Raw genomic sequence first — 13,607 nt, 5'->3', positions numbered from 1 at the left:
GCCAGCCACTGCGACTTTAGCGAGCCGTCACGACAATCTCCTGCCCAGGCACCGCGAGCACCCACCGCGTGCTCTCGCTCCCCGCGCAGTTCACCACCACCTCCAGCTCCCTGCCCGCCTCGATGGAGGACTTCGTCACCGGCGTGCGGTGGGGCAGCACCGCGCCGTCCACCTTCACCTCACACCCCGGCGAGCTGGTCGCCACGCTCAGCGCCCCACGCGTCCCGGACTGCGGCGTGGCGTCCGCCAGCGTGCGCACGTCGATGTCCTCGCGCTGCGTCGTCGTGCCGAACCGGCGCAGCTTGCCATCCACCGCCGTGGAGATGAGCAGCGAGCCGGTGGACGGCACCGCGAGCGTCTTCGTGCCGGGCTCCACCCGCACACCGCCGACGAACACGTGCTCGCCCTCCGACAGGTTCACGAACACAGAGCCGGAGCCGCGCAGCATCACCAGCGCCACCACCGCGATGACCAGGAGCGCGCCACCACCGATGGCCGCCCACTTCCACGTGGAGGCATTCGAGGGCTCCGCCCCATCGGCCTCGACCTCGGGCTCGACGCGAGAAGGCGCGACCGGGACCGGATGCGCCGTCGTGGAGGGACGGGGCGAAGGAGCCGGCCTGGGCGCCACGTTCGCCGCGGGAATCCCCACGGACGACGGACGCTGCGGCGTGGGCACCGCGGTGTGTCCCGGCTGCGAGGGCCTGGGCGCGGGCGCCACGGGACGCGGAGGCGCCGCGGGAGGAGTTACCCCCGGCTGGAGCACCACCACCTCCGTCCTGTCCCCCGCGTCCAGATCCGGGAGCATCGGCAGCTCGGGCGCGACGGGAGGCGGAGGAGGACGCACGGGCGCCACGGGAGGCGGCGTCGCGGGACGCGCGGCGACCGGCGCGGGACGCGGAGGCGGCGCGGCCACGGGAGACGGACGCGGTGGAGTCCCGGGCACGGGGGGCGCGGACACGTTGCCGCTGCCCGTCCCCGGCACGCGGGGGATGCTTCCACTGGTGGAGGCCGTCGGCTTCGGGCCACTGCCCGTCCCCGGCCTCGGCGTCTTGCCGTCCACCGGCGCGGCCATGTCGCCGCTGCCCGTGCCGCTCCCGGAGGGAACCGGGCGCGGATGGCTGCCCGTCCCCGTCGCGGACGAAGGCGCGTACTCCACCAGCCGGTCCCCGAGCGTGTCCTTGAAGAACTGCGCCACCGCCGCCGGAGACGAGTTCAGGCGGTGGTGCGCCATCACCGCTTCAATCTCCTCGCGCATCGCCGCGGCGGACGCCGTGCGACGCGCCGGGTCCTTCACCAGCGCGCGGAGGATGAGGTCGGAGACGTCCTGCGGGATGTTGGGCCGCAGCTGCGAGGGCACCGGCGCCGGCTCGCGCACGATGGCGTTGAGCGTGGCCGCGTCGTGGTCCCTGCGGAACGGCAGCTGTCCGGTGAGCAGTTCGAAGAGCACCACGCCCAGCGCGAACACGTCGTTGCGCGCGTCCAGCGTGCGCCCGGACGCGGCCTCCGGGGAGATGTACGAAATCTTCCCCTTCAGCACGCCCGCCTGCGTGTGCTCCTCGCCCGCCACCTTGGCGATGCCGAAGTCGCTGAGCTTGATGGCGCCGTCCAGCGAGATGAGCACGTTGTGAGGGCTGACGTCGCGGTGCACCACCGGGTGCGGAATGCCCGCCGGGTCCACGTACGCGTGCGCGTAGTGCAGGCCCGCGGCCACCTCCGCCACGATTCGCAGCGCGTGCTCCAGGGGCAGCGCCAGCCCCTTGCGGCGCAGCTCGTTCACCAGCCGCTTCAGGTCCGGCCCGCGCACGTACTCCATCAGGATGTACGCCACCCCGTCGGACACGCCCACGTCGAAGGTCTGCACGACGTTGGGATGCGTCAGCCGCGCGTTGGCGCGCGCCTCCGCGAAGAGCATGTCCACGAACTCGGGGTTCTGCGCGAACTGCGGGAGGATCTTCTTCATCACCACGAACTTCTCGAAGCCCTTCACGCCGACCTGCTTGGCGAGGAAGACCTCCGCCATGCCGCCCTGCCCCAGCCGGCGGATGACGTTCAGCTTGGTGCTGCCCAGCGAGTTGGAGATGTCGGTGGGCGAGCCCTTGTTCGCCTGCGGGTCGATGTTGGTGGACCCGAACAGGTACTGGCTGAGCGCGCGCGGCTCCAGCACCTCGATGTCCTCGAGCGGCCGGTCCGTCAGCTGCATCCGCGCCAGGAACCCCTGCAGCTGGGGCATGTGCGGCACCTGCGCGGCGCCGCCGCAGATGGGGCACTCGTTGGACAGGCCCGTCTGCTGCGTGCGCAACTGCGCCAGGTACGCGCTGGCCTGGATGCGCTGGTGGCTCACCTGTCCGCAGCTGCGGCACTCACACGGCAGCCACAGCGTGGCGAGCTTCGCGGGCAGCAGCTTGGCCGAGCGCGCCAGCACGGCGAGCGCCGGCGGAGGCAGCCGGCAGAGCACCACCTGCGCGCCCTGCGCGGCGGTGTCCAGCACCTGCTCCAGCTTGGGCAAGGCCTCCGGCTCCACCTTGCTCACGTGGCTGAAGTCGAACGCGACGCGCCCCTCCAGGCCCGAGGCGAGCCGGCGCACGTTGAGGTCGCCCTTGAGCGTGCTCGCCAGCGAGATGAAGGTGATGTCGTCCTGGACGATCTTCAGGTGCTGCGGAAGGTCCGGCTGCTCCTTCGGCATGCTGGCGCGCAGGTAGCGCATCACCACCGGGTCCACGGTGCCGAACTGCTGGCGGCGCGCGTAGTCGAAGAACTCGCCCGGCAGGTCCGCGAACTCCAGCGGGTTGGAGCAGACGGGGCAGGCGTGCTCGGGCGCGCGCTCCTCGGCGATGACCTGCGCCTCGTCGACCAAGTTCACCACCCGCATCCGGTCTTCGTTGCAGGTGCGGCACGTGTACGGCGCCAGCATGGAGAGCACGCGGGCGACTCCCGCGAAGCCCTCCACCATGTTGAGCTGGTCCACCACGACGGGCGGAGCGTGGACGACGTAGAGCCCCAGCGCGCCCGGGGGCAGCTTGGCGGCGAACTCGATCCACCGACGCACGCCGAAGGAGCTGATGCGCTCCACCCTCCCCAGGTCGACGACGAGAAGCCCGCTGAGCTCCGGGCTGGTCGACGTCAGGGGGAAGGTCTCGTCGATGACGCCGGCGATCCGGACGTGGGTGATGGTACCCACACGGAGCCGGCTGATGATGGCGTTGGAACCCTGGCTATCCACCGGCCCTGACCTCATGCGAACAGAAAAGCAGTGACTTGGGCTGGGTCGCGCGGCGGCGCGCGTCTCCCAGGTCCACCACGCACACGACGCGAGACTCGCGGCCGACGCACACCCGCGCGGCCACCGTGTCGCAATGCTCGAGGATGCGGCGCAACCCGAGGCCCGCTCCGCCCCCGGACGCATCCACCTTCACCTTCTGGCCCCACCCGTCCAACGCCCGGGCGAACGGCCCCGGCCGCAGCCCGCCGAAGCGGTCCGCCACCTCCAGCCACATCCGGCCGTCCTCCACCGCGAACACCAGCTCGCAGGCGTCCTCCGGCGCCACCTCGCGCACCTCGGTGCGGCGGTGCGCGTAGCGGGGCTCGCCCTTGGCGTCCACCGGCGCATCCAGCAGCGCGTTGGCGGAGATCTCATGCACCACGTCCGCCACCAGCCCCGCGGCCACCCGGCTGCCCTCGGCCGCGCCCACCGCCGCCGCGGCCGCCGTGGCCGCCTCGTGGATGTCCGCCACGCGGCGCAGCGGATGGCGCGTCACCTCCGCGCGCTCGGGCATCAGCGTCCCGGATGGCTTGAGGACCGCGCCCACCAGGAGCGCCTCCCACATGGACGGGCCGCCGTCGCGCTCGCGCGTGGCCAGCAGCAACGCCGGGGGCTCGCGCCGCAGCCACTGCGCGTGCTCGGGCTTGAGCACCCCGTCGAACAGCAGGAGGCCGCGCGAGCCCGTCGACGGGGACGTCTCCGCGGAGGCCCCCACCCCACCCTGCGTCAGCAGAGGCACCACCTGCTCGAGCGCGGCCGCGGGCAGGGAAGCATCTGCAATCAGCAGGAGGCCACTGGCCTCCAGGTGGGGTGCGGTACTCAAACGAGGTGCCTAGTAGCGTACCTTGACTTCACTGAAGAAGGACTGGGGCGCGACGGGGAAGCCGTGAGACTCCTCGTAGGCGGCGTTGAAGAGGTTGGAGCCCAGGAACGACACGGAGATGCCGTCGTAGACGTTGAAGCCCACCCGCGCGCTGGCGGTGAGGTAGCTGGGCAGCTCCACGCGGGAGCCAGGCAGGCCCGTGGCCTCGTCCACCTGGAAGCCCGGGTCGAAGCGCGAGCCCACGAAGAGGGCGTAGAGCTCCACGAAGGCCACCTTGCCGATGTTGGTGCGGCCGCGCGCGTAGATGCGGTGGGTGGGCGCGTAGTCCAGCGGCGTGCGGGCCCCGCCGTCGAAGGGCACGTTCTTGGCGTCGAGGAACTGGTAGGCCACGTCGAAGGACGAGTTGATGGACGGAATCTGCGCGGCCGCCTCCAGCTCCGCGCCGGCGATGCGCGCGTCGCCCATGTTCCGGAACTGCGACACCGAGCCGAACACGAGCTGCTGATTGATGAAGTTCTTGGCCACGTTGTAGAAGCCCGTCCCCGTCAGGCGCACCCGCCGCTCGAAGGGCCAGAAGTCCACCGAGGCCTCGAAGGTGTCGAGCGTCTCCGCCCGCAGGCCCGCGTTGCCCACCAGCGTGGAGGCGTACATCTGCTGGTTGATGGCGAGCTCCGCCAGCGTGGGCGCGCGGAAGGCGCGGCCGTAGTTGGTGCGCAGCGTGAGCAGCTCCGGCACCGCGTGGAAGACGACGCTGGCGCGCGGTGAGATCTGGTCCGTGCGCTCGCGCCAGACGCGCTCGGGAATCTGGTAGCGGTCATAGCGGGCGCCCGCGCTGAGCACCACGCGCTCCAGCGGGCGGTACTCCGCGTCCACGAAGCCGCCGATGATGGTCTGCTTCGTGTCGTCCATCGTGAGCTCGGGCAGCACGTTGGGCACGTTGACCTGGTCGAACTTCACGTCGCCGCCGAACGTCACGGACACCGGGCCCGCCGAGTACAAGGCGCGCGCCTCGCCGCCCAGCCGCCGACGCTTGCCCAGCGCGCGCGTGGGGTCGCCACCGAAGGCGTTCTCCATCACCACGTCGCGGCGCTTGAAGAAGCCGTACACCTGACCGAACAGGCGCAGGCTGTCCGTCACCTGCTGGTCCACCTGCGCGGAGGCGTTGAGGTTCTGGACGGACTCCTCGTCGTTCGGCGTGTAGTGGCAGCGGCCGCAGTTGCCCACCGTCGAAATCCCGGTGTGCGAGCCGCCTGGACGGCCGATGGTCGCGTCGGTGAAGTCCGCGTCCAGCGCCAGCGGGCCCACGCGCACCTTGCCGTTGACCTGGTGCACCATCGAGTCCTGGTTGCGGTCCACCAGGCCCGTGGCCGGATCATTGAAGAGCTGCGGGCCGTCCGAGCCGAAGCCGTAGTAGCCGAGCAGCGCCTCCACCGGGCCACCGCGGCCGGCCACGTTGCCGTGCAGGCGCCACGTCTGGTCCTGACCGGCGAGCACGCGCGCCTCCGCGCCCACGCTGCGCCCCGGGGCGATGAGGTCCGCGGGCTGCCGCTCGATGATGTTGATGACGCCGCTGAAGGCGTTGGAGCCGTACAGCGAGGAGCCCGGGCCCCGGATGACCTCCACCTGCTTCAGGTTGACCAGGGGCGTCGTCTCGTCCGCGTAGAACTGGCCCGTCCACGGGTCCGTCAGCGGGCGGCCGTCCTTCAGGAGCAGCAGGCGGTTGGACAGGTAGTTGGAGCCCAGGCCGCGCGCGCTCACCGCCGCCTTGCGCATGGAGCCCCGGCGGCACTCCATGCCGGGGAAGTACTGGATGGCCTCGCACAGCGTGAACTGGCCGGTGCCCTCGAGCTCCTCGGCGGGAATCCACGACACCGTCAGCGGCACGTCCGCGATGCGCTGGTTGCGCTTGCCGGCCGTGGTCACCACCGCCTCGCTGAGCACGCGGTTGACGGACTCCTCCAGCGGGTCGGCGCCGCCCAGGGGATCCAGCCCGGCCAGGCCCGACGGGGGCGGCATGGCCCGGTCCAGGGTGGGCTCGGCGAAGGGCGCGCTGATGGGGACGTTGTCTGTGGCGACGGGCGCGGGAGGCGGGGTCTTGGTCGCGGGCAGCACGGCGCCGTGGCCCGGCGTGGAGGCGGGCGTCGAGAGGAGCGGATCCGCGATGCTGGGGCCGGGCTGCGCGCCGGGGCTCGCCACGGGAGCCGTGGGCAGCGGCGCGGGGGGATGCGACTCCACCGTGGGCGCCGGGGCGACGGGCACGGGGGGCTCGGCCGTCACGGACTCCGTCGTCGGGGTGGGCTCGTCCCCCAGGCCACCGCCCAGCACGGGGATCTCCGCGTCGGCGGGCGCGGCCTCGGTGCCACGAGGAGGCTTGCGCGTCTTGGGCGGCTTCTTCGCCGTCGCGCGCGGAGGCTTGGTGGCGGGCGTCTTCGTCGTCGTGGCGGCGGGCTTCGTCCCGTTCGCCACGCGCTTCTTGCGCTTCACCTTGGGCTGCGACTCGGAGGCCGCGTCGCTCTGCTGCGCCTGGGCCACCGTCGGGTGGGCCACGGCCAGCGCGCAGAGGACGGCCGACACCGTGAAGAAGGCGCGAAGGCCCCGGCGCTTCACGTGAGCACGCACCGCGCCTGGCAGCGGATCACCACACACAATCGAGTGCATCGTTCTCTCATCCGCGGATGGGAGGAGCCCCCGCGGTCCTGTACGCCCCGGTTGGCGGGCGCGGCGCCAGGGCAATCGGTCTGTTGGACGAATTCGCTCACCTGCACGCTCGCGCCGTCGAAAAACAAGCTACCCCAGAGACCCCGCCGGGCCAAGCCGGTGATTCTCATTCCCTGGAAACTCAAGAGTGTTTCGGGCTGTAGCGTCCAAGGTTGCGTGAAATCAGTCGTCGGGCTGCTCGGCGGAGACGGCGAGGTCGCTGGTGAAGGACGGCAGCGAGGGCCCCAGCGCCTCGGCGCGGACGAAGACCTCGGCGTCCACGCGCGTGTCCGCCACGTCGGCGAAGACGGGCTGGCGGCGCGGGGGGCCCTGGGTGACGAGACGTCGGAAGTCCTCGAAGTCCTTGCCCTGGATGCGCGCGAAGGGCTCGAACGGCGCCACGGCGCCCACGGTGGGCAGGGCCTGCTCCAGGGCCTCCTTGTGGTTGCGCAGGTCCACCAGCACGGCGCCGGGGAGCCGGGCGCTGCGGAAGAGCACCCGCAGGTCCTTGTCCTTGGGGACGTGGGAAACGGGGACGAGCGCGGCCTCGGCGCCCTTGGCCTCGAGCATCTTCAGCGCGGACTCCACGTTGGGCACGGGGGACAGCTTGAAATGGCGCTGTGCGTCCAAGTCGCCGCCGAGAACCGCGTGGGTGACGAACTTGGGGTCGGCGGGGCCGGCGCCCTTCACCAGGGCCAGGCGCTTGCCGGCGAGGTCCTTCACCGCGCCCTTGTGGGTGGAGACGATGGCCCAGCGCTGCTGGGACTCCCCCGGGCGCGAGGCCCAGGCCAGGGGCGTGGCGCGCGAGCCCAGCTGCACGGCGGCCCAGCCCTCCACCACGGCGAAGTCGACCAGGCCGTCCGCCATGGCGCGCGCGAAGTCCTCGTAGCGGCCGAAGCTCTTGGCGGCGACGGGGCGGTCCAGGACCTCGGTGAGCTTGGCGGCCAGGGCCTCCGCGTACTGGAAGCGCTCCTGACCATCACTCAAGGTGGTGGCGAGGAAGACGCCCACGGTGGCCTTCTTGGGGGCCGCGGCGACGGCGGGGGATGCGACGAGGAAGGCCAGCGCGAGGATGGCCCACGGGAAACGAGGCGTCTTCATGGGGTCTCCTCCACCACGGCGGGGCCGTTGGACGGGACGCTGCCCGCGGGCTCGGCGAGGCCGTGCAGGCTCTGCAGTCGGTCCTTCCACTCGCGCACCTGGGCCATGCGAGGCCCGGTGCCGGAGGCGAGGTAGCGGCGCCAGGCGTCCACGGCCTCGGCCGGCTCACGGCGACGCTCCTGGGCGTCGATGCCCAGGTTGAGCGAGGCCACGGACACGGTCGACTCCAGCCGCCGCCAGGTGCTCAGCGCGTCGGACGTCTTGCCCTTGCGCCATTCGACGCAGGCCAGGTTGTGCTGGACGAGCGCGTCCTCGGGCTCGGTGGCGAGCGCGGCCTTGAGGGCCTTCTCGGCGAGCTTCATGTTGCCGGAGGCGTAGGCCAGCGAGGCCTCGCGCCGGTGGAGCGCGCCCGTCATGGACGCAATCCACCTGGGCTGCCCCGGCATGGGCTTCTTGGCCGCGGCGGTGAGCTGCTTGCGGGCGGCGGCCACCTGCCCCTTCTTGTAGAGCACGAAGGCGTCCGCCAGCGCGCGCGTGTTGGGCCAGGCCCAGGGCTGCGCGGGGGTGAGCGCCTTCTTCAGCGCGGCGGCGGCCTCGGCGTGACGACCGGCCTCCGCGCGCGTCAGGCCCCGGGCGAAGAGGGCCAGCTTCGCGAGGTCTCCCCGCTTGCCGGTGCCCAGCTTGTCCACCGCGTCGAGGTCGCGGTCCGCGCCCTCCGCATCTCCCGCCTCCAGCCGGGCGAGCGCGCGACGCACCAGCACGCGCGGCAGGTTGGCCTGGGCCACGCTCGCGGCATCTCGCGACGGGCCCACCTCGGTGAGCCGCTGCACGGCGGCGTCCACCTGCCCCAGCTCGACCTCCGCCAGCGCGGCGCCCACGGACGCCTCGGCCTGCTGGTCGGGCTCCTCCGTCTGCTTGCCGGCGAGGTTGAACGCCTCCAGCGCCGCCTGCGCGTCACCCGCGCCCAGCCGCGCATAGCCCAACAGGAGCTGGTCCCTCCACGTCGCGCCAGGCAGCGTGGCGCCCTGCTCCATCACCTTGCGCGCATCCGCGTACGTGCGCGTCTCCAGCAGCGCCGCCGTCAGTCGACGGGCCATGACCGCGCTGCGGTCCAGGTCGAAGGCTCGGCGCAAATCCCGCACCGCGTCGTCGGCCCGACCTGCACCGCTGCGATCTCTCGCGCGATGGGCCAGCGCGCGCGCCAGCCACTGCTTGGCTCCCGCGTGCTGGGGCTCCACCTGGAGCGCGTTGCCGTAGTCCTCGATGGCCTGGTCCCACTGGCCGGTGGCGAAGTGGTCCGCGCCCAGCAGCATCCATCCCAGGGCCTGTCGGGGCGCCATCTCCACCACGCGGCGGTGCACCTCCACCGCGCGCTGGAAGCGGCCGGCGCGGCGGTTGACGGAGCCGAGCGAGGCCCACAGGTCCACGCTGCTCGCGCCCGAGCGCACCGCGGCCTCCAGGAACTGGATGGCCTCCTCGTGACGGCCCTGCGCCTGCAGCGCCTTGCCCACCGCCATCTGTCCCAGCACCAGGCCCGGCTGCAGCTCCAGCACCTTGCGGTAGGCCTCCTCGGCGGCCGGGGCCTGCTTGCGCGCGAGCCGCACGTCACCGAGCAGCAGGTAGGCCGCGGGCGTCGCGCCCAGCTTCACCACCGCCACCGCCTCCGACTCCGCGCGCGTCAAATCACCGGCGGACAGGTACAGCCGCGCGAGCTTCTCCCTCGGCTCGGCGGCCTGCGGGAAGCGCGTGGCCACGCCCTCCAGCAGCGTGCGCGCCTCCACCCCCTTGCCCTCCAGTTCCAGCACGCTCGCGAGCCCCAACTGCACCGTGGGCGACTCGGGCCGCCCGGCCTGGGCCTGGGTGAAGGACGCACGAGCGGCCACGGTGTCCCTGCGCAGCACGTGCGCGCGGCCGAGCAGCTCGTGGATCTGGAAGTCGTTGCCGGACAGCTTCGCGGGGCGCAGCGACAGGTAGCGCTGCAGCCGCGTCACCGCCGCGTCGCCCTGCTGGGCGTAGAGGTAGTAGCTGGCCAGGTAGTAGTGGACGATGAGGTGCTCGGCCTGGTCGGCCTGGGCCACCTGCTCCAGCATCGGCACCGCCTCCGGGAAGCGGCGCAGCTTGAAGAGGGCCACGCCCAGCGGATACGCGAGCGTCAGCTCGGACGGGTTCGCCGTGTGCACGGCGGACACGCGCTCCACGGTGCGCGCCCAATCCTGCAGCGCGTTGGCGGCGGAGCCCACGCCCGCGGCGGCGGTGATGGAGGTGGGCTCGGCGGCCAGGGCCTTCTCGAAGAGGCCCAGGGCCTTCCTGTACTTCTCCTCGGCCTCCTTCTTGTCACCGGAGGCGCTCGCGGCGCTGGCGGAGACCTGGGCCTGCTCGCCCTCCTTCACCAGCCGCTGCGACTCGGACATGGGGGGCGCGCGGTACTGCGCCAGGACGGGAGGACTGGCCAGCGAGGCCAGGAGCGCGAGCGCGGGGACGAGACGTCGCTTGGGGGTGTGGGGTGTGCGGCGCATGCGGGAGTCGTCCAGGGGTCAGGCGGGGCTGAACTCGGCGACGACGACGGTGATGTCGTCGCGCTGCGGCTGTCCCGCGCTGTGGGCACGGGCGTCCGCGAGCAGCGCTTCACGCAGCGCCTCCGGGGACAGGTGGGCATTGGCCTGCACCGCGGCGGCCAGGCGCTGGGTGCCGTACATGCGCCCTCCGCCGTCGCGCGCCTCGGTGAGGCCGTCGGTGTACCAGACGACGATGTCGCCGGGGCGAAGCTGGCCGTCGCGCGAGGTGAACTGCGACGTCACGGACGCGCCCAGCAGCGGACCGCGCGCGGGCAGCGAGGCCACCTGACCGCTGTGGCGGTTGAAGACGAGGGGGCTGGGGTGCGCGCCGGCCGCGTAGTCGATGACGCCGGTGGACACGTCGATGACGGCCAGGGCGCTGGACATCTGGTGCTCGCCGCGGCCCACGTTGGCCAGCGTCACGTTGAGCGCGGTGATGAGCATCCGCGCGTTGACCTCCGAGGGCTCGCGCAGCGTCATCGCGGAGGCGAAGCCGCTGGTGGCGCTGGTGGCGACCAGCGAGGTGGACAGGCCGTGGCCCGTCACGTCGCCGATGCCGATGACCACGCGCTGCTCGTCCAGCGCCGCGCGGAACCACCAGTCGCCGCCGCACGCGTCCGCGGTGACGACGAGGCCCGCGATGCGCAGCGCGCCCACCTGCACCGCGTCGCGGCCGGGCAGGAGCGTCTCCTGGACGGTGCGCGCCAGCGACACCTCGCGCTCCAGCTGCGCCTTGGCGCGCACGTCGTCGAGCAGCACCTTGATGCGCTCGGCCATGTGGTTGAACACCACGCCCAGCGTGCGCACCTCGCGCCCCGCGCCCCGCGCCGCCTGCGTGCGCGCGCCCAAATCACCGGCGGCCAGCTGCATCACCTTGTTCGTGAGCATGCCCAGCGGGCGGGTGATGCGACGGCTCTGGAACGCGGCCACCACGCCCGCGAGCACCACGAACCCCAGCCCCAGGCCCAGCATGCGCACCGTGTTCGCGCGCACCGTTTCGCGCTTGTCCCGCTCCAGCTCCTCCAACTGCACCTGGAGCGCGCGCAGCGAGTAGCTGATGACCACCAGCCCCTTGCCGCTGCTGGAGCCGTAGTCGATGGGCTCTTGAATCTCGTACACCGGCTGGTCGCGGTAGAAGGCCTGCACCAGGCGCTGCTCGGCGACGCGGCCGGTGGGCGCATCGGACTCGGCCGCGCCCGCGGCCTTCGGCTCGCTGTCCGCCATCACCACGCCCTCCGGGTCGAGAATCTGGACGCGGAGGATGTTGGGGTTGGTGGTGACGATGGAGCCGGCCACGCCCTCCAGGAAGGCGTAGTTGTTGTCGCGCAGGTTGGTGACGGAGGTGAGCGCCAGCGTCTGCCCCACCGTGCGCCCCAGCTCGCGGGCCTGCTCCTGGATGCGCTCGGTGGAGCGGCGCGCGGTCTCCTCGAACTGGGACTGGGTGGACGCCACCGACAGCGCCGCCAGCAGGCCCACGATGACCACGACGAGCGCCGTGGTGGTGAGCAGGAGGATCTGATCCAGCCGGGGCCCGCGGATGGCGGCGACGTTGGGCAGCTCCCCCGCCTCCAGCGGCGCGATGAGCGTGCCCGTCTGCTCGGCGTGGGGCAGGCCCACGTTGGAGGTCAGGCGCGTGGCGGTGGACTCGCGAGAGCCCGTCAGCTCCCGGGTGCCTGTCCTCTCGGCCGGTGGTGGGGCGGCTCCCGCAGACGTGCCAGGGGACGTACCGGACTCCGGCGCGGGGTTCAGACGCGTGTTCGTGCTGGACAAGGACACACCCGGAAGGGCCACGCCCGAGGCGCGGCGGGAGCGAAAAAGAGTCGCGACTCTAGCGCACTTCTCCTGCTTCGCGAGGTCCTGCCCCCCACGACACGTCTCCGCCACCACGCGGCGCGACGTGCCTTGACGGGTGTGGCCCGCATCCTGTTCAGCGAGGACACTTCACGTCCGGTGAGTGTCGGGCGGGGCCCTTCACCCGGCGTCCACGCGCGGGCCCGGTTAGGCTCGCGGGAGCATGAAGCCGCTCTTCCACGTGGCGCGAACGCCCGTTCATCTCCAGCCGCTCTTCTTCCTCACCGCGCTGGCGACGGGCTGGGACTTCGCCGCGGAGCCAGGCCGTCTGGCGATGTGGCTGCCGGTGGTCTTCGTGTCCGTGCTCCTCCACGAGCTGGCCCACGCCTGGGCGCTGCGCCGCTTCGGCTCCCCGGCGAACATCACGCTCCATGAGCTGGGCGGCACCACCCGGGGCTCGGACCGGCTCACGCACCGCCAGTCCGCGTGGGTGAGCCTCGCCGGGCCCGCCGCGAGCCTCCTGGTGGGCGGGCTGGCGTGGTGGGCCTCGGACCTCGCCTCGCCGGGAGGGCAACCGGGCCTGGGCGGGGCGCTGCTCCAACAGCTCCTGTGGGCGAACGCGGGCTGGGGGCTCTTCAACCTGCTGCCGGTGCGCCCCCTGGATGGCGGGGACTTCGTCGCCTCGCTCGTGCGCCACCGCGCCGGCTATCGACACGAGCGGGGGCTCCAGGTCCTCGGCGTCCTCACCGCGGTGGCGCTGGTGGTGGGCGCCATCGTCACGCGCACCGTCTGGATGGGCGTGCTCGCCCTGATGCTGGGGTTCAGCAACGGGCGCAGGCTGCTCCAGCGCCAGCGCGAGGCACGCCTGAAGCCCATCACCCCACCCCGCCGCCCCCTGGCGCGCGAAGGCTCGACCGAGGGCGCCATCCCGCTCGACGCGCTATTGGGACGCAAGCCCGCCGCGGCCAAGACACCCGAGCCGGGCCCCGAGCACGCGCGCGCCTCCCCGCGCACGGTGGCCAGCGACGAGGACGTCCCCCACGACGCGGGCAGCGTGGGCCAGCTCCTGCTCGACAGCGGCCTGGCGGACCTCGCGGTGCGGCCCCTCCAGGAGTCCTTCACCCGCGAGCCCTCGCCACGCGCGGCCCACGCGCTGGCCCTCGCCCTGCTGGAGGCCGGACGCACCGCGGAGCTGGAGTCGCTGCTCTCAGGCCCCCAGGCGCCGCTGGTCTCCGACGAGACGCTGGCCGCCGTCGACGCGCGGGCCCACGTCCTGGGCCACGCCACGCTAACGGACCGCGTCACGGCCCTGCGACGTGGCCGGGCTCCTAAGTCGGATGAGCGAGGCTGATTGCCGCGCCGCGCCACCGGGCCCGGC

Annotated in this window: 7 protein-coding genes; 1 reads left to right on the top strand and 6 read right to left on the bottom strand. The window is 72.6% G+C overall.

Features of this window, described 5'->3' with window-relative positions:
• Nucleotides 1-16 precede the first annotated feature (16 nt).
• The 6 genes from OWM54_RS36880 to OWM54_RS36855 all read right to left on the bottom strand — a co-directional run bounded on the left by OWM54_RS36880 (nucleotide 17) and on the right by OWM54_RS36855 (nucleotide 12,208).
• Entirely contained in the window at nucleotides 17-3,223 is a 3,207-nt protein-coding gene (locus OWM54_RS36880; RefSeq protein WP_267700412.1) for a serine/threonine-protein kinase, read from the bottom strand.
• The gene (locus OWM54_RS36875) at nucleotides 3,216-4,085 is read right to left on the bottom strand and encodes a hypothetical protein (protein ID WP_267700411.1); all 870 of its coding nucleotides are present in this window, start codon (nucleotides 4,083-4,085) and stop codon (nucleotides 3,216-3,218) included. Before OWM54_RS36875 ends, OWM54_RS36880 begins: the two co-directional genes overlap by 8 nt.
• Before the next feature lie 9 nt (nucleotides 4,086-4,094).
• Entirely contained in the window at nucleotides 4,095-6,743 is a 2,649-nt protein-coding gene (locus tag OWM54_RS36870; RefSeq protein ID WP_267700410.1) for a TonB-dependent receptor domain-containing protein, read from the bottom strand.
• Nucleotides 6,744-6,965: 222 nt separating this feature from the next.
• Complete coding sequence (locus tag OWM54_RS36865; RefSeq protein ID WP_141325740.1) at nucleotides 6,966-7,883, bottom strand: PhnD/SsuA/transferrin family substrate-binding protein; 918 nt, start codon at nucleotides 7,881-7,883, stop codon at nucleotides 6,966-6,968.
• The gene (locus tag OWM54_RS36860) at nucleotides 7,880-10,399 is read right to left on the bottom strand and encodes a tetratricopeptide repeat protein (RefSeq protein ID WP_267700409.1); all 2,520 of its coding nucleotides are present in this window, start codon (nucleotides 10,397-10,399) and stop codon (nucleotides 7,880-7,882) included. Before OWM54_RS36860 ends, OWM54_RS36865 begins: the two co-directional genes overlap by 4 nt.
• Nucleotides 10,400-10,417: 18 nt before the next feature.
• The gene (locus tag OWM54_RS36855) at nucleotides 10,418-12,208 is read right to left on the bottom strand and encodes a PP2C family protein-serine/threonine phosphatase (protein ID WP_267700408.1); all 1,791 of its coding nucleotides are present in this window, start codon (nucleotides 12,206-12,208) and stop codon (nucleotides 10,418-10,420) included.
• A 244-nt stretch (nucleotides 12,209-12,452) separates the two neighbouring features.
• Between OWM54_RS36855 and OWM54_RS36850 the strand changes: the two genes are divergently transcribed.
• Nucleotides 12,453-13,580: a metalloprotease gene (locus OWM54_RS36850; RefSeq protein ID WP_267700407.1), complete on the top strand. Its 1,128-nt coding sequence runs from the start codon at nucleotides 12,453-12,455 to the stop codon at nucleotides 13,578-13,580.
• The last annotated feature ends 27 nt before the right edge of the window (nucleotides 13,581-13,607 follow it).

This window comes from Myxococcus sp. MISCRS1 (assembly GCF_026626605.1).
GTDB classification, from domain to species: Bacteria; Myxococcota; Myxococcia; order Myxococcales; family Myxococcaceae; genus Myxococcus; species Myxococcus fulvus.
This window is presented reverse-complemented; position numbering and strand designations above follow the sequence as displayed.

What these genes read in the sequence shown, in the direction of transcription:
- OWM54_RS36870 (WP_267700410.1), bottom strand. Translation starts at nt 6,743, where the DNA reads ATGCACTCGATTGTGTGTGGTGATCCGCTGCCAGGCGCGGTGCGTGCT.
- OWM54_RS36865 (WP_141325740.1), bottom strand. Translation starts at nt 7,883, where the DNA reads ATGAAGACGCCTCGTTTCCCGTGGGCCATCCTCGCGCTGGCCTTCCTC.
- OWM54_RS36860 (WP_267700409.1), bottom strand. Translation starts at nt 10,399, where the DNA reads ATGCGCCGCACACCCCACACCCCCAAGCGACGTCTCGTCCCCGCGCTC.
- OWM54_RS36850 (WP_267700407.1), top strand. Translation starts at nt 12,453, where the DNA reads ATGAAGCCGCTCTTCCACGTGGCGCGAACGCCCGTTCATCTCCAGCCG.